Here is a 24317-nt window from a genome sequence, read left to right as displayed (position 1 = left end):
GTCGGAAACGTCGGAGACCGAGTCGCCTCCGGCGACGTCGACGGCGACGGCCGCGACGACATCGTCATGGCCTACCAGAACAGCGACGGCACCTGGGGCCTACACACCTTCCTCAACGGCAACGACTGGGACGGCACCTGGTACACCGGCGGCTCCATGAACCTCGACCGCGTCGCCGGCCGACTCGTCCTCGGCAGCTGGTAACGGCACCGGAGGCCCGCCCGGTCGATGCGGGCGGGCCTCCGCAGCCAGTCCTATTGCCGGTCGCTCTTAACTTAACCGGGGCTTAGGGTTCGGACAGCGCGCCGCTATCGCGGCACGACCGATCCTCGATGCAACAACCGAGGAGAGGTGCAGGACGATGAAGCGCAACCCCCTGATCCTGGCGTCGGTCGGCGGCGCGGCGGCGGTGCTCGCGGTGGCCGGGGTGTTCCTCGGCGTCGCGGCGGCGGACGACAGCCGGGCACGGCAGACGACCCTGACCGCCGCGACCGGCGCCCCGACGACCGCAGGTGTTCCCGACGACACCACCGGGGCCACGGCCACCGACCCGACCGGCACCACCACGCCCGACCCGACCAGCGTGGCACCGAGCGCGCCGGCGCAGACTCAGCCGACCGATGAGAGTGACGCGGTGAGTCGGGAGCGGGCCGGTGAACTCGCGCTGGCGCAGGCCGGTGGTGGGCGGATCACCGAGACCGACCGGGACGATGAGAACGGCCGGGCCGTCTGGGAGATCGAGATCGTCAACGGCGCTACCGAACACGAGATCGACGTCGACCGGCAGTCCGGTGAGATCGTCAAGGCCGAGCAGGAGCCGGTGGACGACGACGAGGACGACCGAGACGACGATGACGAGGACGACGACTGATCTGGCCCCCGGCCAGGTTCGGCCCACCGGCGCCCCGGAGCGGCACCTGCCGCCCGGGGCGTCGACTGTTCACGCCCCGGTTCGGTGCAGCCAGGCCAGCAGGTCCGGCGGCGCCAGGGCGGCGGCCCGGGAGTGGTAGCGGGCACGCGCCTGCGCGTCGAGCAGTGCGTGGCCCTGACCTGACCGACCGCTGCGGAAGAAGGCGTTGCGGTCCTTCAGGACGCCGGCGGCGTCGGGCGCGAGTCGGTCGGCACGGGCCCGCATCCGGTCGAAGGTGGCCGCCTCCACCAGATCAGGTCCGGGCGGTTCGAGGCCCAGGCGCTCGGCCAGGCGCCGCATCTGCCCGGACAGGTCGACTCGAAGGTCGTCGTAGTGGACGAGGTGCACGTTCGGCTGGTGCCGACGGGCCCAGGCGTCGCCCAGGTGCCACAGGACACCCGGCAGCGAGTCGAGTTCGGCGCGTGGATCCGGCTCCGCGTCGATCCACCGTAGGAGCGCCTGTTCGACCGGCGGACTGGGGCGGGCCGGCTCCGGCGGCACCGGCTGACCGGTCAGCTCGGCGAGCCGGGAGCGATCCAGATTGGCACCCTGGTGGTGCAGCGAGACCGCCGCGTCGAGCGGATGGCGGGCCACCACCACGTAGTGCACCCGGGAATCACTCGGCACCCCGTCCAACGGAGTATGCGTCTTGACGAAGCGCCGGTGCCGCTGGGCGGCCAGCCGCGCGTACACCCGCTGCGGCGGCTCGACCAACCAGTCGAGCCAGGGCGACAGCTCGGTCAGCGGCGCCGGCAGCTCAGGCGTACGCAGCACCAGCAGGGCACAGATCATCTGCATCCAGGTGGTCCCGCTCTTGGAGCGGGTGCTGATCACGATGTCTCCGGGGCGGAAGGAAAAGCCCTGCCAGCGGGCGCTGTCCTCGTCGGCGGACCGGTACCTGGTCAGTGCGTCAGACACCGCGCGAGGATAGTCGGGGAGTTGACACCTGTCCGGTGAATTCCCGCCCTTTCGCCCTGGGTGGTGGGTAATCGACTGGCTACGCTGAATTATGGTGCCCGCCCTCGGCGGACGGGCGGAGGAGCCGGTCTACCGTCCCGTCCTCGCCGCACGGCGCGGGGAACTGGAGGCGCTCGGCCATCTCGATGACGCCCTCGCCCCGCTGCTCAGCCCGATTCTGCAACTGTCCGAACTCGACAGCGTCGTCCTCGACGCCCTGACCCGGCTGCCGCCCGGGCTGCTGCCCGCCGTCGAGTTCGGTGCCCTGCCCGACACGACGGCGTCCGTACTGATCCGCCGGGGCGTACCGCTGATGCCGGTGATCGGGCTGGCGGACGGCGAGCGGCGATTGGCGGCGCTCGGTGCCATGGCTCGCGCACAGACCCAGCGGGCCGTGGTGCGCCTCCGGCTACGTCGCGACCGGGCCGGCCCGAACACCACCACCACGGCCGTGGAGTGGATCGGCAGACACGCACGGCTGGCCCCGGAGCAGTGCGATCTGGTGCTCGACTGTGGCGACGTCTGCTGCCCGGCGGACGTCCGGCTGACCGAGCCCCGGGTCCGGCGGATGCTGGACTGGACCCGCCGGCACCCCTGGCGTTCGGTGAGCGTGGTGGCCGGCGGGATGCCGCCGGCCATGTCCCGGCTGCCGATCGACGAGCCGGTACGGGTGGACCGCTGGGACTGGCTGCTCTGGCAACGGCTGGCCGACCTGGGCGTCACCTTCGGCGACTACGGCGTGACCTCGACCACGGCGCAGTCCAGCGTCGACCGGCATCTGACGGTCCCGTACACCGGCGACGGCGTCTGGTTGATCCACCGCTGGTCACGCCGCCGAGGTCAGGGTGATCAGCGGGTCGCCGACCTGTGCCGCACGCTGGTTTCGGGGCCGCACTGGCCGCCGACCGGCGCGAGCTTCTCCTGGGGCGACCAGGAGATCTCACGCCGGGCACGCCGGGGCGCCGGGGCCGGCTCGGCAACCAACTGGATGGCGTGGAGCACCTCCCACCATCTGGCCCACGTACTGAACGCGCTGGCCCGGTCTACTCCTTCTCGGTGAACCCGAACTGCACGACCCCCTCGTCGTCGACGGTCGCGTCGACCGAGGCGTCACCGAGCAGGTCGGCCGCGTCGGAGTCGAGAAAGATCCGGGCACCCTGGTTGTCGACCACCTGGTCACCCTCGATCGGCGCGGGTACCAACTCGACGCTGAGCGAGCCGGCGCTGGTGTCCGCGGCGATGCGTACCCCGCCGCCCTCGGAGACGTCCTGCTGTGCGGCGAGATCACGGATCACCAGGACGGCATTGTCGGTCATCGTGAGCATGGTGGGACTCCTCGTGGGTTTCTGGGCTCCCGGGCGGTGCCGCCGCCCGTCGCGGGGTGCGTACGCATCCACCGCCACATCGGGGCAGCTCAAGGCCCCTCCAGGTCCCACGGTGCCCGCTGTCGAGGCCCCCGTCAAATAGAGCGATGTCAGCGCAGCACGAGGTATGACAGCCCGCTGTGCGGGTAATGGTGTCGGTTACGTCTCGCGCGCCGTCGACGGGCCTCGCGCGTCGCTCAGGCTGGGGGCCGAGGCGGCAGCGCGGCAGCGGGATCGCCGCGCTCGATGAGCGCGGCGATGTCGGCGTCGCGCAGGCCGCGCAGCGCGAGCACCCGGGTGCCCCACCGGTGCAGTCGGCACGGGTGCGGGCTGGCGTCGTTGCGGCAGACCGTGCCGCCGGACCAGCTTCGGGGTGCGTGCACCACGACAGCCCGCACGGCGAACTGGGCATCCTCGGCGGTAACGTACGGCGGCAGCGGAATATCCCGCAGCCCCACTCCGGGCCGCTCGCCGACGGGTGCGGCGGGACGGACGGTACTGCTGCTGCTGTTCATCGGCCTGGGCCTCCACACAGGACGGTCGAACACGGACAGCAGGACGTTACGACCCGGACGACCCAGGGTGACGGACAAACTGTCCCGTGGGCTCAGCCTGTCGCGGCCTGTGCCCGCAGCGCCGCTGCGGTCTGGCCGGGGTCGTAGCCCGGGCCCACCCCGTCGAAGATGATCGCCGAGGCGTCGATGTGCCGCGTCCGCAGCGGCAGGATCTCCTGGTACGCCGGCGAGTCATACCAGGCGTGGGCCTGCCGCCGGTCGGGGAACTCCAGGATGACCACGCTGCCGGGCCACTCTCCCTCGCGTACGTCCACCTCCGGGCCGTGCACCACGAACCGGCCGCCGAAGGGCTCCAGGGTGGCCTGGATTCGCTCCAGATAGGTCAGAATATCCTCGTTGACCTGCGGATTCCGCAGGTGCGCCAAGGCGAAAGCGGGCATCGTTCGTCCTCCCCGGGGTCGTCTCGTCAGGCGCGTTCGAGCAGTACCACCGGGATGTCCCGGTCGGTCTTCGCCTGGTAGTCGTCGTAGGCCGGCCAGATGGCCGTCATGGTCGGCCACAGCCGCGCCTTCTCCTCGGGCGTGGCCGGGCGCGCCCGGGCGGTGAACCGGTCGGCACCGACCTGAACCTCGACCTGCGGCTCGGCCAGCAGGTTGAGATACCAGGCCGGGTGCTGCGGGGCCCCACCCTGGGAGGCGACCACCGCGTACCCGTCACCGGATCGGGCGTAGATCAAGGCGGTACGCCGCAGCGCGCCACTGCGCCGCCCACGAGTGGTCAGCAGCAGCGTGAAGACGCCTGGTCGCCACTCGTGCCCGTCGGCACCGTCGGTCTCGACGTAGCGGTTGATGTGCTCGGCCACCCAGTTCGTGGGGCTGTCCAGCACTCGTTCGCCCGTGGTCATGCGGTCCTCCCGGTCGTGTGGGACGTTCGCCGACCAGGCTACTGCTGAGCCCCTCGGTGCACCCGTCAGTGGTGAACGGTCCCCCCGGGCGGGCGTCAGTCGCGGATGTCGAACCCGAGGGCCCGGGCGAGGGTCGCCGCCTGCATCAGATCGATGACCGCTCCGGCCCGGTGCACCGTGGCCGGGTCCAGCCCGGCCAGGTCACTGCCGCGCAGGTCCGCACCGGGCAGCCGAGCGCCGCGCCACTGCACGTCGGACAGGTCGCACCCGGTCAGCGCCGCGCCGCTCAGGTCGGCGCCGGACAGGTCGGTCTCGCGCATCCGTACGTCGGTGAACCGCGCGCCGCGCAGGTCACCACCGGCCAGGGTGAGGAACGACCAGTCGCCCCCGACCACCGTCAGCGGTCGTAGGTCGCAGCGGTCGAAGGTGCTGCCCAGCAGCTTGCAGCCGGTGAACTCCGCCTCGAACAGGTTGCACCGGGTGAAGACGCACCGGGTGAAGGCCGAGTCGGTGTGCCGGGAGACGTTGAACGCGACGTCGCCGAAGGTGCAGCCCTCGAAGACCGCGCCCCGGCTGGTCGCCTCGGTCAGATCCACGCGGTGGAAGGTGCAGTTGACGAAGTGCCGGTCGGCGAGATCCTCGGCGTACCAGTCCTCGTCGTGGAAGGTGACGTCCTCGGTCGGCTCCGGCATGCCCCGCAGGTTAGCCAGTGACCCCGACAACAGAGCTTTCCCGCCTCGCGTACCGGCCGGTAGGTTCCCTGGGGTGAGCGTCACACCCAGCATCGAGCCAGGGCAGGTCGGCTTCGACCCGGCGCGGCTGGCCCGGATCGACGAGCATTTCGCCGGCTACGTCGAGGCCGGCCGGCTCGCCGGCTGGCAGGCGGTGGTCACCCGGCGCGGCGAGATCGCGCACAGCTCGACGTACGGGCTGCGGGACCGCGAGGCGGGCACGCCGGTGCAGCCGGACACCCTCTGGCGGATCTACTCGATGACCAAGCCGATCACCTCGGTCGCGGCGATGATGCTCTGGGAGGAGGGTCGCTTCGAGCTGACCGACGAGGTCGGCCGCTGGCTGCCCGAGTTCGCCGACATGCGGGTCTACTCGAAGGGTTCGACCCTCAAGCCGTACACGGTGCCGGCGGTCGAACCGATCCGCATCTGGCACCTGCTCACCCACACCGCCGGGCTGACCTACGGCTTCATGCAGACGTCGGTGGTCGACGGGCTGTACCGGGCCGCCGGCTACGACCTCTACCCGCCGGCCGAGGTCGACCTGGCCGAGGCCTGCCGGGTCTTCGGTGAGCTGCCGCTGCTGTTCCAGCCCGGCACCGCCTGGGGCTACTCGGTCGCCACCGACGTGCTCGGCCGGCTGATCGAGGTGGTCTCCGGGCAGAGCCTGGACACCTTCCTGACCGAACGGATCCTGCGTCCGCTGGGCATGGGCGACACCCGCTGGCACGTCGACGGCACCGACGCCGAGCGGCTGGCCGCCCTGTACGTGCCGGACCCGGCGTCCGGTCGGGCGGTGCGGCACGACGCGCTCGGCGCGCTGGCGTACGAGAAGCCGGTGCTGCTCTCCGGCGGTGGTGGCCTGATCTCGTCGGCCGCCGACTACCACCGCTTCACTCAACTTCTGCTGCGCGGCGGTGAGCTGGACGGCACGCGGCTGCTCGGCCCCCGGACGGTGCGCTTCATGACGCGCAACCACCTGCCCGGCGGCCAGGACCTGGGCACCCTGTCGACCGGCGGGTTCGCCGAGACCAATCTCGACGGCGTCGGATTCGGGCTCGGCTTCGCGGTCGTCGACGACCCCGTGCCGAGCCGGGTACCGAGCAGCGTCGGCGAGTACTACTGGGGCGGCGTGGCCAGCACCGCGTTCTGGGTCGACCCGGTCGAGGAGATCACCGCCATGTTCTTCACCCAGCTCATGCCGTCGAGCACCTGGCCGCTTCGCCCGCAGCTGCGCCAGCTGGTGTACTCGGCACTCGTCGACTGAGCCGTTCCACCGACGACCACCCGACCGAATCCCTAGCCTGGGAGGCGTGGTCAACATCGTCGTGTTCGGTGCGGCCGGCACCGCCGGTTCGCGGATCGTCCGGGAGGCGTTCGACCGGGGGCACCGGGTGGTGGCCGCGGTGCGCCGTCCCGAGGCGGACGCGCCGTACCTGCCGGCCGGGGTTCGGGTCGTCACCGGGGACGCGACGAGTGGGCGGAGCGTGCGAGAGCTGGCACCGGAGGCGGACGCGCTGGTGGTGGCGATCGGTGGCGGCGACCGTACGCTGTGGCCCGACGCGGCGCGAACCGTGCTCGACGCGCTGCGCGGGATGCCGGCGGCGCCCCGGGTCATCCACATCGGCGGCGGTGCCACCCTGCTCGCCCCGGCCGGCACACCGCTGCTCGACGACCCGGACTTCCCCGACGAGTACCGCGACGCCGCGCTGGGGCAGGCGGCGGCCCTCGACGTCTACCGCTCCTCGGCCGACGGGGTGACCTGGACGTACGTCTGCCCACCGCCGCTTGAGTTCCACCCGGGCGAGCGCACCGGCCGGTACCGCACCGGCACCGACCAGCCGGTGACCGACGCGCAGGGCCGCAGTGTGCTCAGCTACGAGGATCTGGCGGTAGCGGTGGTCGACGAGATCGAGAACGGCCGCTTTCGGAACATGCGCTTCACCGCCGCGTACTAAATCTCTGATCTTGAGCGACGGCAGCCCGCCGGATAGATTCGAGTCTCTGTGGCCCGGGCGTCACACCCCTGACGCGCGGGTCGGACCTCGGATCAGGAGGGCACCGTCTTGGCCTCGCTCGACGACACCGTGACACCCCCGCACGAATCGTCCCGCTCCACCGGATCAGGCTCGCTCGACCGGCGACGGATGTTGACCGTCGCGCTCGGCGGCGCCGCCGCCGTGGCGCTGCCCGCCCCCGCCTGGGCGGTGGCCGACCAGCGTCCGGGCTCCCACCGGCCTCCGACCCTCACCCCGTCCGACCGGATCGTCGTCGCGCAGCTGTCGGCGAAGCGCGCCCTGCAACACCTGAAGGTGCTCTCCGAGGACATCGGCCCACGCATCGGCGGCACCGACTCGGAGCGCCGGGCGGCACACTACATCGCCGGCCAGCTCGACCGGCTGCGCTACGACACCACGCTGCAACCCTTCCCGGTCGCCGACAAGTTCCTCGCCCAGCTCAGCTCTCCGGCGGGGTTGCCCCGGGACCTGAACTGGCAGGTCGGCGCGAGCGGGCAGGCCGCCCTGGACACCCGGGTCAGCGCATCCGTGGCCGACGTCGGCGCGGGTGCCCCCGGCGACTACCCGGCCGACGTCAGCGGCCGGATCGTGCTGGTGGACTATGTCGCGGCCCAGCGCGAGCAGCTGGCCGCCACCGCCGTGGCGGCCGGTGCGGCAGCCGTGGTCTTCCTGCCGGCCGACCTGGTGGAGCCGCGTCGCGCGTCGGCGTTCTCCCCCACGCTGCCCGGCTCCGCCGCCACGCCGCTGCCGATTCCGGTGGTCGGGGTGGCCCAGGCGCAGAAGCACCGGCTGCGCGCGTTGCTGGCCGCCGGGCCGCTCACCCTGACCATCGTCACCACCGCCCACCGGGGCCTGACCTCGCACAACGTGTTGGCCGAGCGGCGCGGTCGGGCGGGCCGTGATGGGCCGGTGGTCATGGTCAGCGCCCACTACGACTCGGTCATCGGCGCGCCGGGCGCCAACGACGACGGCTCGGGCACCGTGCTCTGCCTGGAACTGGCCCGGGTGTTGAAGGCGGTACCGATCAACGCCACGGTGCGGTTCGCCCTGTGGGGCTCGGAGGAACAGGGGTTGATCGGCTCCCGCTACCACGTGGCCCAGCTGCCACAGCCCGAGCGGGACCGGATCCTCGCCGTCTACCAGAACGACATGGTCGCCACCAGCTGGGATCCGGCGACCCGGTACTGGCTGTTGTCGTTCACCGGCGAGAGCAACCGGGCCACCGACGAGGTGTCAGCCGCCGCCCGGCGGCTCGGCTACGAACCGCGGATCTCGCCGGTCACCCAGCGCGGCGCCAGCGACCACCAGTCGTTCCAGGAGGTCGGCATCGCCAGCGCGAACTTCTCCTGGCGCGGCGAGGAGTCACCGGCGCTGCTCGAACCGCCGTACCACAGCCCCGAGGACACCATCGCCAAGAACATCAGTCTGGAACGGCTCCAGGTGTCGATGGAACTGATCGGCTGCGCCGCGTACGCGACGGCTCGGTGCTGAACCCGGCGGGGCGCGGCACTGCGCCGCGCCCCGCCCGGGGTTCAGTCGGCCAGGCGAGCCGGAAAGCCTCCGGTCGCGATCGGGCCCCACCCGGTGATGGTGACCCTGTCAACGACTTGCCCTGCCGCCGCATCGCCTCCCGGTACTCGTCCCAGTCCGGATGCTCCCCCGAGATGCTGCGGAAGTACTCCACCAGCGGTTCGAGGGCCTCGGGCAGGTCGAGCACCTCGGCGGTGCCGTCGACCTGCACCCACGGACCGTTCCAGTCGTCGGAGAGCACACAGGCCGAGACGCGGGGGTCGCGGCGGATGTTGGCGACCTTCGCGCGCTCCGGATAGGTGGAGATCACCAGCCGGCCCTCCGTGTCCACCCCGGCTGCGACGGGCGAGGACTGCGGGCGGCCGTCGGCGCGGGTGGTCAGCAGCACCAACCGGTGTCGGGGGCGGAGAAACTCAACAAGTGCGTCCCGGTCGACCCGGGTGTTACGAGCGATCATGCGTGCCATCGCTCGTTTCTACCAGCACTCAGGCGTGCTGACCGGCGGACGGCTGGCTGGGTACGCGGGGACGCAGCGACGGTCGCCAGGCCCGGCCGTTGGCGTAGATGATCCGGAAACCCAGGTACGACGCGAGCGGCGCCCAGTGCGCCGAGCCCATCCGCAGCTCGGCGGCGTTGTGCCGGCGGCCGTTGGCGAGCACGTCGAGCAGCACGGTCTCGAACGCCGCCGACTCGACCCAGTCCACCTCGCGGGTGAAGCCGCATATCAACGCGGCGCCGGTCACGGCGAGGAAGTCCCGCAGCACCGCTTCGGGGGCGCGGAGCACCGAACAGCTGCCGAAGTAGAGGCGTCGTCCCTCGCAGCGCCCGGCCATCAGCTCGGCCACCTCGGTGAGTTCCACCGAGTGCCAGTCGGTGAGGCACAACCGGTTCGGTTCGCCGTGCATGGCGAAGAAGCCGAGCCGATGGTCGGCGTACTGCTTCAGCAGCCAGCGGTCGATGAAGTAGAACAGTTCGTCCCGGGTGGCCGCGTCCTTGTGGATGAAGCGGACCTTGCCCAACCGTTCGAGCAGTTCCAGGGTGGGCAGCACGGACCCGCGCTCGTTGAGATCCCGGTGCCACTGGCCCTCGACACAGAAGATGCCGCCACGCGCCACGCCCACCTCCCCGTCGTCGCCGGCGCTGACGTTACCGGGCCGGCCAGCCCGGAGAACATCACCCTCCGTGTCATCGATTGCGGCATTCGGCACTGACGTGGCTGCTGTACCGCCCCTTGGTACCGATTGCCGGATTCGTAAACGGGCCCAATTCCCAGCCAATGCTCAGGTACGACGAATTGCGAGGACAATTCTCGTTTATCCCCTCCAATCGGCTGGTCCGGTGCGAGGGTGGATCCACGGGACAGCCCGGTCGAAGTCCCGGATGCCATCCCATTCGCTCTCCTATCGGGAGGACTTCTGTGCGCGTACACACCTTGAAACGGGCAGTCGTCGCCCTCGCCCTGGCCCTGCCGGGCGCCGCGATCGCCTCGGTGGTCGCCGCGCCAGCGGCCCATGCCGACGGCTGCTACACCTGGAACCGCAACCTCTATCAGGGGCGGTCCGGCAACGACGTGCGTGAGCTGCAACTACGGATAGCCGGCTGGGCCGGCAACAACAACGTCGTGGAGCTGGACGGACGGTTCGGCCCCAAGACCGCCGCCGCGGTTCGCCGCTTCCAGTCCGCGTACGGCCTCAAGGTCGACGGGGTGGCCGGGCCACAGACCTACCGGAAGCTGTACCAGCTCCAGGACAACAACTGCACGCCCCGGCACTTCGCCTACCGCGAGATGGACGACGGCTGCGGCGGCAGCGGATGGGACGGCGGCCCGCTGAGCACCACCCAGACGCGGCAGAACGCGCTGCGCACCATGTGGAAGCTGGAGGCGCTGCGCAAGAGCCTCGGTGACCAACCGCTGATCGTGACCAGCGGGTTCCGCAGCCGTACCTGCAACAACCGGGTGGGCGGGGCGTCGGACAGCCAGCACCTCTACGGCAACGCCGCCGACCTCATCTCGAACGACAGGTCGCTGTGCCAGATCGCCCGCCAGGCCCGCAACCACGGCTTCAGCGGCATCATCGGGCCGGGCGTGTCCGGCCACAACACCCACGTCCACGTGGACTCGCGGCGGGAGAACAACCGGGACCGCAGCGCGAACAGCACCTACTGGGCGGCGCCCAGCTGCGGAATCCCCGCCGGGACCCGCTGATCGCACGGCGCATCGCGACGCCGGCCCGGGCGCGGGCGGGGAATGACCGCGCACTCCGGGCCGGCGTCGTACCGCCGGCGGGCGAGCCCGCTCAGCTCGCCCGCGGCCAGCGCGGCGCGGTGGCGGGGGGTGCCACCGGCCGGCCGGAGCCGGGCGTCCGGACGCCGCTGCGCGCAACCGGTGCGGCCACCCGGGGCACCGGACCTCGCGCCGGATAGCCGGCGGCCCGGTCGGGTCGCGCCGGATGGCCGGCGGCCCGCGGCGGGTAACCGGCGGCGCGGTCCGTGCCCGCCGGACGCGCGGCGGGGGTACGTCCCGCCGACGGCCCGTTGATCAGGAACGGGAACGGCACGTGCACGAACGGATTGCCGTGCCGGATGAGGGCGTCCAACTGTCGTTCGTTGAGCCCGTGGTTCAGCAGTACCTGCCGACCCCAGCGATGCAGCCGGCAGGGGAACCGGGCACCGTCGTTGCGGCACAGCGCCCCGGACGGCCACTCCTCGGCCGCGTGCACGACCACCGCCCGGACGGCCAGCCGAACGTCCTCGGGGGTCAACGGCGTCGGGACCGGCAACTCGCCCAGAATCTGATCGATGGGATCCGTCGACTGCTCATCAACTCGCACGGCAGACCTCCCGCAGCTCCGGTAGCGGTGCGCTTGAGCACCGCACCTCAAGCAGTGGTACGGCCACCGGAGCGCGAAGGTTCAAACCGGTTTCAGACCAGCCCGGCGTCGTGGACGAGCAGGGCCACCTGCACCCGGTTGTTGAGCCCGAGCCGGTTCAGCAGCCGGGACACGTACGCCTTGACCGTGGCCACGCTCATGAACAGTTCGGCGGCGATCTCGGCGTTGGTGCGTCCCCGACCGAGCGCCACGGCGACGGCGCGTTCCCGCTCGGTCAGGCCCTCGATCAGCCGCGCGGCCCGGTCCCGCCGTGGGTCGGCCGCCGGTCCGGCCGTGACATGCTCGATGAGGGTCCGGGTGACCGTCGGCGACAGCGTCGCCTCGCCGGCCGCCACCCGGCGCACCGCCCGCACGATCTCCACCGGCGGGGTGTCCTTGAGCAGGAACCCGCCGGCACCGGCCCGCAGCGCCCGCAGCACGTGCTCGTCGGCGTCGAACGTGGTCAGCACGAGCACCTCCGGCGGCCGGGGCAGCCCGCGCAGCGCCTCGGTGGCGGCCAGCCCGTCCAGCCGGGGCATCCGGATGTCCATCAGCACCACGTCCGGTCGGCACGCGGCGACGGCCTGGATGACCTCGCTACCGTCGGCCGCCTCGCCGACCACCCTCAGGTCGGGCGTACCGCCGAGGATCATCGACAACCCGGCGCGTACCAGCGCGTCGTCGTCGACGATCAGGATGCGCACCGGGCGCTCCTCGCCCGCCGGGTCGGTCATGCCGCCGGCCACGGCAGCCACGCGGCCAACCGGAAGTCGCCCCGCTCGTCGCAGCCGTGCTCCAGCCGCCCGCCGGCGAGACTGACCCGCTCGGCGATGCCGACCAGACCGGTGCCGGTGCCGGGGATGGCCGTCCCGGGCAGCTCACCCACCGGCCTGCGGTTGCGGATCTCCACCCGCAGCCCGTCACCGGGCCCCCCGTCGAGGCCGACGGTGACCGCGGCACCGTGGGCGTGCTTGCGGGCGTTGGTGAGCCCCTCCTGCACGATGCGGTAGACGCTGCGTCCCACAGCCACCGGTAGCCGGTCCGGCGCGGACACCTGCTCCCGCAGGTCGACGCGGGTTCCGGCCGCCCGGGACTCGGCGATCAGGGCGGGTAGGTCGTCGAGGGTCGGCTGGGGGCGTTCCGGGTCGTCGGGCAGCGAGGTCTCGGCGCGCAGTACGCCGATCACCTGGCGCAGATCCTGGAGGGCGGCGTGTGCGCTGTCCCGGATCACCCCGGCCGCCCGGGCCACCTCCGGGGCGGGCGCGTCGGGGCGGAACTCCAGCGCCCCGGCGTGCAGGCTGAGCAGTGAGATCCGGTGGGCGAGCACGTCGTGCATCTCCCGGGCGATGCGGGTCCGCTCCAACTGCCGCGCCTGGGCGACCCGTAGCTGCTGCTCGGCCTCGGCCCGCTCGGCGCGCTCACGCAGCGACAGCACAAGTTGCCGGCGCGCCCGCACGAACATGCCCCAGGCCAGCACCAGCAGGGTGATCACCACGCCCCAGAGGGTGGATATCCAGTATCCGCTGACGGGATCGGGACGCAGCAGGGCGAAGAAGAAGTTGGTGACCAGCCCGGCCCCGGTGACGGCCAGGGCGACCGCCGTCCGACGGTGCACCACCACCGTGAAGTAGATGATCAACAATGCGATGCTGGAGGCGACGGAGAACATCGCCAACGGCAGCGTCGCCAGGGCCACCCCCACCGGCCAGCGACGCCGCAACCAGAGCGCCGCCGTGCAGAGCTGGCCGAAGCTGGCGTCGACCGCGATCATCCAGTCGTGGGGTAGCCGATCGGCGAAGGTCGGGTTCGGGGAGGCGGCGTCGAAGGTGGCCAGCACCACCCAGGCCAGGGAGACCAGGAAGGCGAGGCTGTCGACAAGCCAGTCGCGGGGAGTACGCCGCGGCCGACGGCCTACCCCGGGGTCCAGCGCCCCGGGCAGCAGACCCGGGTGATCGAGTACGACAGCGCTGGTCACAGGCGCAATGGTAGGCAGCCTGCCGGGCACCGGACCAGCTACCAAAGTCGAGACCTCAACATCGACCTTGGTCTGCGCGGGGCAGACCGATGGCCGCTGTGGATGGCCGGCCGGCTCGGACAGGCTGGCAGCCATGATCGCCGTACATCAGCTCACCAAACGGTACGGGCGGCACACCGCCGTCGAGGACGTGTCGTTCCACTGCGAACCGGGCACGGTGACCGGGTTCCTGGGCCCCAACGGGGCCGGCAAGTCCACCACCATGCGCATGATCTGCGGGCTCACCCCGCCGACCGCCGGCGCCGCCACCGTCGACGGTCAGCCGTACCGGCACCTACCCAACCCGGGCCGTACGGTCGGGGTGCTGCTGGACGCCTCCGCCCAGCACGCCGGGCGGACCGGCCGGGAGGCGCTGGCCGTGGCCGCGGCGACGATGGGCGTCGACCGACGCCGGGTCGGCGAGCTGCTCGACCGGGTGGGGCTGGGCCCGACAGCGGCCCGGCGGCGGGTGCGGGCGTACTCGCTGGGCATGCGTCAGCGGCTCGGCCTGGCGCACGCGCTGCTGGGTGACCCCCGGGTGCTGATCCTCGACGAGCCGGCGAACGGCCTGGACCCGGAAGGGATCTTCTGGATGCGCGGCCTGCTGCGCGACTTCGCCGACCGGGGCGGCACCGTGCTGCTCTCCTCCCACCTGTTGCGCGAGGTGGAGGCGGTCGCGGACCGGCTGGTGGTTATCGGGGGCGGCCGGATCGTGGCCCAGGGCGGCAAGGACGAGTTGCTGGCCGGCGCCGGCGCGGTCGTGCGGGCTCGCGACGATGCGGCGTTGCGCGGCGCGTTGCACCGAGCCGGCCTGACGGTCAGCGAGGGCTCCGAAGGGCTGCTGGTCGGTGCCGACACCGAGGCCGTCGGGCAGGCCGCACTGGCCGCCGGGGTGGTGCTCACCGAGTTGCGCCCGGCCGGCGGCGGCCTGGAGCAGTTGTTCCTCACCCTGACCGCAAGCGCGCCCGGTCCGGTCGTGCCCGCCACCACCACCGTCGAACCGACCGGGGAGGCCCTCCGATGACCACCGTCACCACCGCGCCCGGAACCGCCGTCCCGGGTCACCGCCGGGCCGAGCAGCGGCCGTCGCTGGTCCGGCTGACCGCCGTGGAGCTGCGCAAACTCGTCGACACCCGAGCGGGTCGCTGGCTGCTGATCACCATCGGCCTGGTCAGCGCCGCCATCGTCGCGCTCCTCCTGGTGTACGCCGAAGCGCCGGAACAGAACTTCACCATCTTCTTCACCACGTCCCTGTTGCCGGTCGGGGTACTGCTTCCGGTGCTCGGCATCCTGTCGATCACCAGTGAGTGGTCACAGCGCACGGCGCTGACGACGTTCGCCCTGGTACCTCGGCGGGAACGGGTGATCACCGCCAAGCTCGTCGCGGCGGTCCTGGCGGCGCTCGGAGCGGTGCTGAGCAGCCTGGCGTTCGCCGCCGCCGGCACGGCGATCGCCGGTGCCACGGGTGGCGCGGGCACGTGGCGGATCGAGGCGGCCCTGGTGGCGCACGCCGTGGTGTTCCAGGTGGCGAGTGTGCTCATGGGCGCTGGGTTCGGGCTGCTGCTGCTGAACACTCCGTTGGCCATCGTGGCCTATCTGGTGCTGCCGATCATCTGGTCGATCGTGGGCGGACTGGTCCGGCCGCTGAACCGCGCGGCCGAGTGGCTGGACACCGGACGGACCATGGAGCCGCTGTTCACCGCCGAGGTGACCGCCGGGCAGTGGCAGCGCCTCGCGGTGTCACTGGTGCTGTGGTTGGTTGTACCGGTGGTAGCCGGTACGGTCCGCACCATGCGGCGGGAGGTGGCGTGAGGGCGTACGGCACGCCGACCGTGGTCAGTGGTGGCCTCACCGAGCTGGTCGTGCTCTGGGGCGGCATTCCGCTGGTCGGCGGCGCACTGGGTGGGCTGCTGGTGGCCGGGTCCGGCTGGGTGGCCGACCTGCCCTGGGCTCCGGTGCAGGGCCTGTTCCGGGCGCTCGACGGCCTGCCCGACCGGTACGCACTACCCGGTGGGGTGGGTGTCGGCATCCTGATCGGGCTGGTAATCGCCGCCATCGGCACCGCCGAGCGGGTACGGGTGACCGTCTCCGGCACCGGGGTGCGGCTGCGGGAGGGCAACTCCGAACGGGAGATCGACCGGCGAAACACCCGGGCGGTGTACCTGGACGGCAAGCACCTGGTGCTGCTCGACGCGGACGACGCCGAGCTGGCCCGGCAGGCGAGCGACCTGCCGGCGAGGGAGCTGGCCGGGGCCTTCCGGGAGCACGGTTGGCCGTGGGCGGAGACGGATCCGCACCGCGCGGCGTACCGGCTCTGGGTGCCTGACCTGCCCGGCCTGCCGGCGGGCGCGGATGCGCTGCTGCGGGCCCGGCAGGAGGCGTTGCGGCACGACCGGGGCGGCGAGGCCAGGGAGCTGCGCGCCGAGCTGTCCCGCTACGGCGTGGTGGTCCGCGACGACGGCAAACGGCAGCACTTCCGGCTGACCCGGTCGGCCCGGCCACCGGCCTGACGCCCGCGACGTCCCGCCCGTGATCGACTTGCCGCCGGACGGCCGGCTACCGTCAGTCGTCTTGGGGAGGTACGTCGATGTACGTCGTGTCCGTGATCAACTACAAGGGTGGGGTCGGAAAGACCACGGTGACCGCCAACCTCGGTGCCGAATTGGCCAACCGGGGGATGAAGGTGCTGCTCATCGACCTCGACCCGCAGGCCAGCCTGACCTTCGGCTTCTACGACCCGGACGACTGGCGGGAGCGACTGCGGGACAGCCGTACGGTGAAACGCTGGTACGACGGCCTGCGTGAGGGCAGCCCGTCGGTCACGCTCGGTGAACTCGTGGTGTCACCGGGCCCGGCGAATTCGCGACTCAGCGGCGCCGGCCGGCTCGACCTGATCGCGTCGCACCTGCAACTCGTGGACATCGACCTGGCCCTGGCCCGCAGCGTCGCCGGTGGCGAGGAGTACGACGCCGAACTGTTCCGGGTGCGCGGTTCGCTCGCCGAGGGGCTGCTCGCCGACGGGCTCGACCCGTACGACATGGTGCTGATCGACTGCCCGCCGAACTTCAACGTGGTCACCCAGTCGGCCATCATCGCCAGCGACCACCTGGTCATCCCGGCCCGCGCCGACTACCTGTCCACCCTGGGCATCGACTACCTGCACGGCAACGTGCGGGAACTGGTCGAGCAGTACAACGCCGACGCGCGCCGGTTCGCCACCGTACGCCGGCACCAGAAGGTGGCCCCCGGCGTGGCCGGCGTGGTCTTCACGATGATCCAGTTGCTCTCCCAGCAACCCATCGCCACCCACCAGACCTACATGGACCAGGTCCGCAACCTGGGCCTGCCGGTCTTCCCCACCGCGCTGCGGGAGAACGTCACCCTCTACGCGACGAACACCCCGCGCGGCGTGCCGGTGGTGTTGCGGGACCGGGTCACCGTGCCCGCCGTACGCGACGAACTGCGGCGCCTGGCCACCGAGTTCCTCGACCATCTCCAGCCGGACCGGCAACCGGCATGAGCGAGCGCCAGCGAGCGAATCATCAACTCAGCGGCCCGGACGACGTGACCGGTGCCGTCGACCGGTTGGCGACGATGAGCAGCCGCGCCGACGGCACCGCGTACCTCTCCGGCTGGCCGCTGCGCGACCTGCGGGAGCTGGCCGCGCAGCTCGGGTTGCGCGGCGTCGGCGGGCTGCGCAAGGCGGACCTGGTCGAACGGTTGGTCGAGCACACCATCGGCTACCGCCTCACCTCCACCGCCCTGCGGCAACGCTGATTGGCGGACTTGACCTCGAGTGCGCTCGAAGACGCAGGCTGGTGCCGCGTCCATACGTCGGGCGCAGGAGAGGAGTTTCCATGCGGTACCGCACGATCGGCAGTGACCCACGTACCCGGCGCGAGGTAAGTGTGCTGAGCCTCGGGGCGATGCTGTTCGGTACCAAGACCGACGAGGCCACCTCCTACGCGATTCTCGACCGCTTCGTCGAGGCCGGTGGCACCTTCATCGACACGTCGGACAACTACGCGTTCTGGATGAACGGCGGGCAGGGTGGCGAGAGCGAGGAACTGCTCGGCCGGTGGCGGCGCAGCCGGGGCATCGGCGACGAGATCGTCATCGCCACGAAGCTCGGCGCCCGGCCACTGGCCCCCGGCACCAGCTACCTGGACAACGCTGAAGGGCTGTCGGCCAAGGTGATCCGGGAGTCCGCCGAACGCAGCCGGGAACGCCTCGGCCTGGATCGGCTGGACCTGCTCTACGCCCACATCGAGGACCACAAGGTGCCGCTGCGGGAGACCGTGGAGGGGTTCGCCGAGTTGGTCGCCGAGGGCACCGTGGGGCTGCTCGGCGCGAGCAACCACCGCACCTGGCGGGTGGAGCGGGCCCGCGCGCTGGCCGCGGCGGCCGGTCTGCCCGGGTACGAGGTGCTCCAGTACCACCGCAGCTACCTGCCGGCCCGGCTCGACGGGCCGGCCGACCTCGACGTCGACGGCAACGTGGGCGCGGTCGGCGGCGAGCTGACCAGCTACCTGCGGGCCGAGCCGGGCCTGACCCTGGTGTCGTACGGGTCACTGCTCTGGGGCGCCTACGTCCGCGACGACAAGCCGCTGGGGCCGGAGTACGACCTGCCGAGCGCGCCGGTGCGGCTGGCCGTGCTGCGCGAGGTGGCGGAGCAGACCGGCGCGACGGTCAACCAGGTGGTGCTGGCCTGGCTGATCGACGGCGACATCCCCACCATCCCGCTGGTGGGGGTCTCCTCGGTGGCGCAGTTGGACGAGAACCTCGCCGCGGTGGACCTGACGCTGACGCCCGAGCAACGGCACCGGCTCGACACCGCCTGGTGACGGGGGCCGGCAGCGCGCCGTGCCGGTGCACTGCCGACAGGTGGGGTCGGGACAGCCGCCGCTAGATCTGATCTAGCGGCGGCTGTCCGCCGTCTCGCGCCTGGGGGTGAGCCGACCACTCCCGTCGGCCAGCGTCGTTGTAGCTGGCGGGTGGCCACGGGAGGGAGCATTCTGTCGTACCCGTGGGGTGTGGTGGGGCGCCGGGTCGCGGCGGTCCGGCTCGCAGGCGTGACGAACGGAAGGACACTTCGCAATCATGAGTAGACGCACCACCGGCCTCGCCATCGAGGCCGAGGGTCTGACCCGGTCCTTCGGCGAGACCCGCGCGCTCGCCGGCATCGACCTCCAGGTTCCGGCCGGTGCCGTGTACGGGCTGCTCGGTCCGAACGGGGCCGGCAAGACCACCGCGGTACGCGTGCTGGCCACCCTGCTTCGTCCGGACGGCGGGCAGGCCCGGGTGTTCGGTCACGATGTGGTGGCCGAGGCCGACGCGGTACGCGCCCGGGTCAGCCTCACCGGTCAGTACGCCTCGGTGGACGAGGACCTGACCGGCACCGAGAATCTCATCCTGCTCGGTCGATTGCTCGGGCTGCCCAAGTCCGCCGCCCGGCAACGGGCGGAGCAGCTGCTTGGCGCGTTCGGGTTGACCGAGGCGGCCGGACGGCAGGTGAAGAAGTACTCGGGCGGCATGCGGCGACGCATCGACATCGCGGCGAGCATCCTCAACACCCCCGACCTGTTGTTCCTCGACGAGCCGACGACCGGGTTGGATCCGCGCAGCCGGAACCAGGTGTGGGAGATCATCCGGGCGGTCGTGGCGCACGGCACCACCGTGCTGCTGACCACGCAGTATCTGGACGAGGCCGACAAGCTGGCCAGCCGGATCGCGGTGGTCGACCACGGCCGGGTGATCGCGGAGGGCACCCCGGGCGAGTTGAAGTCGTCGGTCGGCTCCGGCACGGTCCACCTGCGGCTGCGCAACGCCGACCAGCGACCCGAGGCCGAACGGCTGTTGCAGGCGGCGCTGAGCGTGCCGGTCCAGTTGGAGGCCGACCCGGTGGCGATCACCGCCCGGGTGGGTGGCGACGGCAGTGAGCTGGACGCCAGCGCCCAGGCCGCCCGAGCCCTTGGCGAGTTGTCCCGGGCCGGGATCGTGGTCGACGACTTCTCCCTCGGCCAGCCCAGCCTGGACGAGGTCTTCCTGGCCCTGACCGACCACCCCGCCGTGCCGGCCGACGAGCGGGACGACGAGCTGGAGGCAGCCCGATGAGCAGCGACACCGCCACCTCGACCGGCCGGGCGCCGACGGTCTTCGTACCCTCCTCCGAGGCGCTGGCGACGGTCCTCGCGCCGGGCGCGCGACCGCCCCGGCCGAGCCCGCTGTCGGCGTCGCTCACCTTCAGCTGGCGTGCCCTGCTGAAGATCAAGCACGTGCCGGAGCAGCTGTTCGACGTGACCGCGTTCCCGATCATCATGGTGCTGATGTTCACGTACCTGTTCGGTGGCGCGCTCGCCGACAGCCCTCGTGACTACCTGCAGTTCTTCCTGCCGGGCATCATGGTGACAAGCGTCGTGATGATCACCATGTACACCGGGGTCGGGTTGAACACCGACATCGAGAAGGGCGTCTTCGACCGGTTCCGGACGCTGCCGGTCTGGCGACCCGCCGCGCTGGTCGGCATGATCGTCGGCGACGTGCTGCGCTACGTCCTCGCCGCGCTGGTGATCCTGACCGTCGGGTTGGTGCTCGGTTTCCGCCCCGACGGCGGCGTGCTCGGCGTCCTCGCCGGGATCGGCCTGCTGGTGGTCTTCTCCTTCGCGTTCTCCTGGGTGTGGACGTTCTTCGGGCTGATCCTGCGCAGCGAGAAGTCGGTGATGGGGGTCAGCATGATGGTGCTGTTCCCGCTGACCTTCCTGAGCAACGTCTTCGTCGACCCGTCCACCATGCCCGGCTGGCTCCAGGCGTTCGTCAAGGCCAACCCGATCACACATCTGGTCTCGTCCGTACGCGCAGCCATGGCCGGCACCACCGACGCCTCCGCGATGATGTGGATCACCGCCTGGAGCGCGGTGTTCATCGTGGTCTTCGGCAGCCTCACCATGTACCGCTACAACCGCCGCTGACCCACCCCACCCACCGCCCTGTTGATCATGAGGTTAGCGGCACTCACAGAGATCGAGTACGCCGCTAACCTCATGATCGACCCGCCGAAAGGGGGCTAGAGGCGCCAGGGGAGGGCAGTAGGTGGGAGGTAGCGGCAGGCGGCGCCGGTGGCGATCGTGGCGCGTAGGTGGGTGGCCAGGGGTGGGTGGCGCTGGTCGAGGCGGCGGAGCGTGTCGCGGATGCGGGCGGTGACCGTCTTGCGGGCCCGTTCCGCCTCGTCGCCGAGCCGACGGGTCCGGCCGGCCAGCCCGGCGGCGGCCCGCAACTGGTCGATCAACGCCTGCCGCTCGGCGTCCAGGGCCGCCACCCGGCCCTGGTCGTCACGCCCGGCCGCCAGGTCGATCTCGTCGTCGAGCCGGGTGAGGTGCCGCCGGTAGCGGCTTCTCGCTTCGTCGTCGAGCACCTGATCACCGCCCATCCTGCGAGCCGCGACGAGTTCCGGCCCGGCGGCCGGATCGAGCAGTTCGACGGCGGGCACGTCGACGCCGGGTCGGCCGAGCAGCAGGTGCAGATCGTGCAGCCCCTTGGCATCGGGCAGATGCACGGTGCTGCCGTCGAAGGTGAGTCGCCAGACGGCCCCCTCGCGTCGGAACTCGTACGCCGATCCCACCGCACCACCGTTGCCGGCCGTGGCCGAGCCGAGAACCGGGCCCGCCTCGGCGGGCCGCTCGGCTACCTCGGTAGCCGGCCGGGCCGATCCGGCGGCGAGTCGGGCCAGGATCTGTGGCATGTCCAGCTCGCGGGCCTCGCGCTCGACATCGACGCGCAGAGCGGCGGCGGTCGGGGCGTCGCCAGGCTCACCACGGGCGGTCAGGGCATCGGCCAGCGCGGCCCGGGCGATGAGCGACCAGGGGCGGGCACCCATCCGGTCGGCGGCGGCGCGGGCGGCGGAGAAACCGGCGACGGCGTCGTCCCAGCGCCGCTCGGCGGCATCGACCACGGCGAGCCAGTGATCCACCGGACCGCTGAGGTCGCAGCCGTAGAGCGAGACGAGCCACTGGCCCCGGTACGGCGACAGGGCCTGCCGGGCCTCGGCGCAGCGGCTCGGGTCGGCGACCGTGGCCTGGGCGCGCGCCCGCAACCACATGGGCGAGATCGACCCGGCGAAGCGGGTACCCGCGGCTTCGAGCTCCGCGATGAGATCGGCCGCCGTGCGGTGGTCACCGCGTTCGGCGGCGGTGATCGCCCGCAGTAAGCCGAGATGCGGATGATCAGTCTTGGCGAGCCCGTCGAGCAACGCGTCGGCGTCGTCGAGTCGGCCCCGCAGCAGCAGCAACGCCCAGCGCAGGTGGTGCCCGAGGAAGGCGTGGTCGGCGTGTTCCCACTCGTCCAGCTCACCGAATTCGGCATAGCAGGCCTGCGCACCGGCGAAGTCGCCGCGGAAGGCGCCGATGATCCCGCCGTCGATGGCCGCCGCCATCTGGTGCCGGGGCTTGCCGGTCTGTCGTCCACCGGTGACGAAGGCGGTGAGTTCGTCGAGATAGCGCGGGTCACCTAGTTCCAGCAACGCGACCCAGCGCAGGGAGGTCGACCACAGCTCGGTCTCCCGGTCGCCGTTGCGGCGCGCGACCTCGCGGATCTCGCCGGTGAGGGCGGCCCGGTCGGCCGCGGTGCCCAACCCCCAGGTGGAGTCGTGTCGCACCCACAGGCTGAACGTGAGTGCCTCGTCGTCCCGCGTCGACCGGGCGAGCGTCTCGGTGGCAGTGATCAGGTCGGCTTCCAGCACGGCCGACCCGGCACTGGCGTCGGGCTCGCCGATGAGTCGCCGGTACGCCTCGCGCAGCAGCGCCTCGCCGTCGATGCCTGGTACCGGCTCGAGCTGCCAGTGACGACGCACGTTGAGCGCGAACCGGGCCAGCGTCGCCTCGTCGTCGACGGTCAGGGCCAGCGCCGTGGCGTCGCGGAGCAGGTGGCGCGCCTCCTCCCGGGCACCGCAGTGGAAGAGCTGATCGGTCAACGCCGTCATGAGCTTCACCCGCTGGAGATCGTCCTGGACCACCTCCAGCGCCCGCCGCAGGTGAACGGTCGACTCCTCAAGCGCCAGCCGGCATCTGGCGTCCCGGGCCGCGTCGAGCAGCAACTCGGTGACGCGGAAAGCGTCCAGGTGCGCACCGGCCAGCCACGCGTGACGGGCCACATCGGCCGGGATCAGCAGCCGGCCCAGCGTGTCGTGTTCCTCGACGGCCCGCACCACGGCGGCGTGGCCCGCTCTGCGGTCGTCCTCGGTCAGCGTGTCGTAGAGCGTCTCGCGGACCAGGTCGTGCACGAAGGCGTAGCGGCCGTCACCCAGCCCGAGCAGCAGTCGCGCGGTGACCGCGACCTCCAGCAACTCACCGACCCGGGTCGGTGGCAGGCCGGCACTGGCCGCGAGCACCTCGCCGTGGAATTCACGGCCCAGCACGGCGGCGACGGTGAGCGCGTCGGCCACCATGGCGGGCAGATGCTCCAACCGCCGCCGCACCACCTCACGTACGCCGGGAGGGATGGTGGCCAGCCCGCCGTCGGCGTGCCAGAGCCGGGCGGTCTGCTCCACGAAGAACGGGTTGCCGCCGGTGCGCCGGTGCACGTCGTCGACGCAGTTCGCATCGGGCACCCGACCGGCGGTGCGGGTCATCAGCTCGCCGACCTCGTCCCGGGGCAGGCCGGCGAGGCTGATCGTGGTGGCCTTGGCCACCAGCGACATCAGCAGCGGCCGCAGCGGATGGTCGGCCGCCTCCACCTCGGCGTCACGGTAGGTCCCGACGAGCAGCAGCCGCTCGAACCAGGTGTGCTGGGCGGCGAACCGCAGCAGTCGCATCGACGCCGGGTCGGCCCAGTGCAGGTCGTCGAGGATCACCATGACCGGCCGGCGCTGCGAGACGGCGACCAACGCGGTGGTGACCGCGTCGAAGAGGGCGAACGCCTCCTGCTCAGCCGCATCGGCCCCACCACCCGCCGCCGTCACGGCGCTGCCCGCACCGTGCCCGCCACCGGCCGCCGTCAGGACGCTGCCCGCACCGTGGTGACCAGCAGCCGGTATCGGATCGCTGCCGGCACCATGCGCGGCAGCCGGCACCAAGGCGCCAGCCTCACCGCCTGCGCTGCCCGCCACGAGAGAACCGGGCTCGCCGCGGGGGCTGGCCGGCGCCAGTGAACTCGCCTCACCGAGCAGCAGGGCGAGCGCCGGCTCGGCCGACTCGCGCGCCACCGCCCAGTCCGCCGCCGACCGGCGCAGCCGGCGCAACACCTGCGTCCATGGCCAGTAGCCGGGTGCGCTGGCCGAGTCCCAGCAGGCGCCGCCGAGCACCAGCGCACCCTGGCGACGGGCCTCGTCGGCGGCGGCGGTCACCAGTGTCGTCTTGCCGATCCCGGGCTCCCCGGCGACCAGGACCAGCCCGCCGTGGCTGGCGGTGGCCCGGTCGACCTCGGCCCGCAACAGACCGGCCGGATGATCCCGCCCGATCATGAATCCGCCCGCCTGCCCGCCCATGGCAACCGACGGTAGCCGACCGGGCCG

Annotated in this window: 25 protein-coding genes and 2 pseudogenes; 15 read left to right on the top strand and 12 right to left on the bottom strand. The window is 71.9% G+C overall.

The annotated features are described in order from the left end of the window. Positions 1 to 204 (top strand): annotated as a pseudogene (locus KBX00_RS24525) (FG-GAP repeat protein); the annotation flags it as partial. Between the two features lie 157 nt (positions 205 to 361). Continuing rightward, positions 362 to 871: a PepSY domain-containing protein gene (locus KBX00_RS24520; RefSeq protein ID WP_210830414.1), complete on the top strand. Its 510-nt coding sequence runs from the start codon at positions 362 to 364 to the stop codon at positions 869 to 871. A gap of 69 nt (positions 872 to 940) precedes the next feature. On the opposite strand, the gene KBX00_RS24515 is transcribed toward KBX00_RS24520, so the two are convergent. Next, positions 941 to 1828: a sulfotransferase domain-containing protein gene (locus tag KBX00_RS24515; RefSeq protein ID WP_210830413.1), complete on the bottom strand. Its 888-nt coding sequence runs from the start codon at positions 1826 to 1828 to the stop codon at positions 941 to 943. 91 nt (positions 1829 to 1919) lie between these two features. Between KBX00_RS24515 and KBX00_RS24510 the strand changes: the two genes are divergently transcribed. Beyond that, positions 1920 to 2927, top strand: a complete 1008-nt coding sequence (locus KBX00_RS24510) for a hypothetical protein (RefSeq protein ID WP_210830412.1) — start codon at positions 1920 to 1922, stop codon at positions 2925 to 2927. On the opposite strand, the gene KBX00_RS24505 is transcribed toward KBX00_RS24510, so the two are convergent. The 5 genes from KBX00_RS24505 to KBX00_RS24485 form a co-directional block, all read right to left on the bottom strand. Continuing rightward, complete coding sequence (locus tag KBX00_RS24505) at positions 2911 to 3192, bottom strand: adhesin (protein ID WP_210830411.1); 282 nt, start codon at positions 3190 to 3192, stop codon at positions 2911 to 2913. The two genes, KBX00_RS24510 and KBX00_RS24505, sit on opposite strands and share 17 nt — an antisense overlap. A 236-nt stretch (positions 3193 to 3428) precedes the next feature. Beyond that, positions 3429 to 3746: a hypothetical protein gene (locus KBX00_RS24500; RefSeq protein WP_210830410.1), complete on the bottom strand. Its 318-nt coding sequence runs from the start codon at positions 3744 to 3746 to the stop codon at positions 3429 to 3431. 92 nt (positions 3747 to 3838) lie between these two features. Next, complete coding sequence (locus KBX00_RS24495; RefSeq protein WP_210830409.1) at positions 3839 to 4186, bottom strand: DUF1330 domain-containing protein; 348 nt, start codon at positions 4184 to 4186, stop codon at positions 3839 to 3841. Between the two features lie 26 nt (positions 4187 to 4212). Beyond that, positions 4213 to 4650, bottom strand: coding sequence for a nitroreductase family deazaflavin-dependent oxidoreductase (locus KBX00_RS24490; protein ID WP_210830408.1), 438 nt, complete (start codon positions 4648 to 4650; stop codon positions 4213 to 4215). Positions 4651 to 4745: 95 nt separating this feature from the next. Then, positions 4746 to 5342: a pentapeptide repeat-containing protein gene (locus KBX00_RS24485; protein WP_210830407.1), complete on the bottom strand. Its 597-nt coding sequence runs from the start codon at positions 5340 to 5342 to the stop codon at positions 4746 to 4748. 73 nt (positions 5343 to 5415) lie between these two features. Here KBX00_RS24485 and KBX00_RS24480 point away from each other — a divergent pair, with 73 nt between their 5' ends. The 3 genes from KBX00_RS24480 to KBX00_RS24470 all read left to right on the top strand — a co-directional run bounded on the left by KBX00_RS24480 (position 5416) and on the right by KBX00_RS24470 (position 8890). Next, on the top strand, positions 5416 to 6648 hold the full coding sequence (locus tag KBX00_RS24480; protein ID WP_210830406.1) for a serine hydrolase: 1233 nt from the start codon (positions 5416 to 5418) through the stop codon (positions 6646 to 6648). Between the two features lie 46 nt (positions 6649 to 6694). Then, complete coding sequence (locus tag KBX00_RS24475; RefSeq protein ID WP_210830405.1) at positions 6695 to 7339, top strand: NAD(P)-dependent oxidoreductase; 645 nt, start codon at positions 6695 to 6697, stop codon at positions 7337 to 7339. 108 nt (positions 7340 to 7447) lie between these two features. Further along, positions 7448 to 8890 (top strand): M20/M25/M40 family metallo-hydrolase, encoded by a 1443-nt coding sequence (locus tag KBX00_RS24470; RefSeq protein ID WP_301548532.1) that lies wholly within the window; start codon positions 7448 to 7450, stop codon positions 8888 to 8890. Positions 8891 to 8931: 41 nt separating this feature from the next. On the opposite strand, the pseudogene KBX00_RS24465 reads toward KBX00_RS24470, so the two are convergent. Next, positions 8932 to 9395: pseudogene (locus KBX00_RS24465) on the bottom strand (PPOX class F420-dependent oxidoreductase). 19 nt (positions 9396 to 9414) lie between these two features. Further along, positions 9415 to 10044 (bottom strand): DUF6642 family protein, encoded by a 630-nt coding sequence (locus KBX00_RS24460; protein WP_210830404.1) that lies wholly within the window; start codon positions 10042 to 10044, stop codon positions 9415 to 9417. Between the two features lie 302 nt (positions 10045 to 10346). On the opposite strand from KBX00_RS24460, the gene KBX00_RS24455 reads away from it, so the two are divergent. Then, positions 10347 to 11135 (top strand): D-Ala-D-Ala carboxypeptidase family metallohydrolase, encoded by a 789-nt coding sequence (locus KBX00_RS24455; RefSeq protein ID WP_210830403.1) that lies wholly within the window; start codon positions 10347 to 10349, stop codon positions 11133 to 11135. A gap of 91 nt (positions 11136 to 11226) precedes the next feature. On the opposite strand, the gene KBX00_RS24450 is transcribed toward KBX00_RS24455, so the two are convergent. The 3 genes from KBX00_RS24450 to KBX00_RS24440 form a co-directional block, all read right to left on the bottom strand. Beyond that, positions 11227 to 11760 (bottom strand): hypothetical protein, encoded by a 534-nt coding sequence (locus tag KBX00_RS24450; protein WP_210830402.1) that lies wholly within the window; start codon positions 11758 to 11760, stop codon positions 11227 to 11229. Positions 11761 to 11852: 92 nt separating this feature from the next. Continuing rightward, entirely contained in the window at positions 11853 to 12554 is a 702-nt protein-coding gene (locus tag KBX00_RS24445) for a response regulator transcription factor (protein ID WP_210830401.1), read from the bottom strand. Further along, positions 12530 to 13774: a sensor histidine kinase gene (locus KBX00_RS24440; protein WP_210830400.1), complete on the bottom strand. Its 1245-nt coding sequence runs from the start codon at positions 13772 to 13774 to the stop codon at positions 12530 to 12532. The genes KBX00_RS24445 and KBX00_RS24440 overlap by 25 nt, the downstream gene beginning before the upstream one ends. Positions 13775 to 13907: 133 nt before the next feature. On the opposite strand from KBX00_RS24440, the gene KBX00_RS24435 reads away from it, so the two are divergent. The 8 genes from KBX00_RS24435 to KBX00_RS24400 all read left to right on the top strand — a co-directional run bounded on the left by KBX00_RS24435 (position 13908) and on the right by KBX00_RS24400 (position 20781). Next, on the top strand, positions 13908 to 14837 hold the full coding sequence (locus KBX00_RS24435) for an ABC transporter ATP-binding protein (protein WP_210830399.1): 930 nt from the start codon (positions 13908 to 13910) through the stop codon (positions 14835 to 14837). Beyond that, positions 14834 to 15625, top strand: coding sequence for an ABC transporter permease (locus KBX00_RS24430; protein WP_210830398.1), 792 nt, complete (start codon positions 14834 to 14836; stop codon positions 15623 to 15625). The genes KBX00_RS24435 and KBX00_RS24430 overlap by 4 nt, the downstream gene beginning before the upstream one ends. Beyond that, positions 15622 to 16323: a hypothetical protein gene (locus KBX00_RS24425; RefSeq protein ID WP_210830397.1), complete on the top strand. Its 702-nt coding sequence runs from the start codon at positions 15622 to 15624 to the stop codon at positions 16321 to 16323. Before KBX00_RS24430 ends, KBX00_RS24425 begins: the two co-directional genes overlap by 4 nt. Positions 16324 to 16400: 77 nt before the next feature. Then, positions 16401 to 17333, top strand: a complete 933-nt coding sequence (locus tag KBX00_RS24420; RefSeq protein WP_210830396.1) for a ParA family protein — start codon at positions 16401 to 16403, stop codon at positions 17331 to 17333. Then, positions 17330 to 17590, top strand: a complete 261-nt coding sequence (locus KBX00_RS24415; protein ID WP_210830395.1) for a Rho termination factor N-terminal domain-containing protein — start codon at positions 17330 to 17332, stop codon at positions 17588 to 17590. Before KBX00_RS24420 ends, KBX00_RS24415 begins: the two co-directional genes overlap by 4 nt. Before the next feature lie 80 nt (positions 17591 to 17670). Beyond that, positions 17671 to 18657 (top strand): aldo/keto reductase, encoded by a 987-nt coding sequence (locus tag KBX00_RS24410; protein ID WP_210830394.1) that lies wholly within the window; start codon positions 17671 to 17673, stop codon positions 18655 to 18657. Positions 18658 to 18913: 256 nt separating this feature from the next. Then, positions 18914 to 19927, top strand: coding sequence for an ATP-binding cassette domain-containing protein (locus KBX00_RS24405; protein ID WP_210830393.1), 1014 nt, complete (start codon positions 18914 to 18916; stop codon positions 19925 to 19927). Next, positions 19924 to 20781 (top strand): ABC transporter permease, encoded by an 858-nt coding sequence (locus tag KBX00_RS24400; protein ID WP_210830392.1) that lies wholly within the window; start codon positions 19924 to 19926, stop codon positions 20779 to 20781. The genes KBX00_RS24405 and KBX00_RS24400 overlap by 4 nt, the downstream gene beginning before the upstream one ends. Positions 20782 to 20876: 95 nt before the next feature. On the opposite strand, the gene KBX00_RS24395 is transcribed toward KBX00_RS24400, so the two are convergent. Continuing rightward, positions 20877 to 24290, bottom strand: a complete 3414-nt coding sequence (locus KBX00_RS24395) for an AAA family ATPase (protein ID WP_301548531.1) — start codon at positions 24288 to 24290, stop codon at positions 20877 to 20879. Between the last annotated feature and the right edge of the window lie 27 nt (positions 24291 to 24317).

The organism is Micromonospora sp. C95, from assembly GCF_018070465.1.
Classification (GTDB): domain Bacteria; phylum Actinomycetota; class Actinomycetes; order Mycobacteriales; family Micromonosporaceae; genus Micromonospora.
This window is presented reverse-complemented; position numbering and strand designations above follow the sequence as displayed.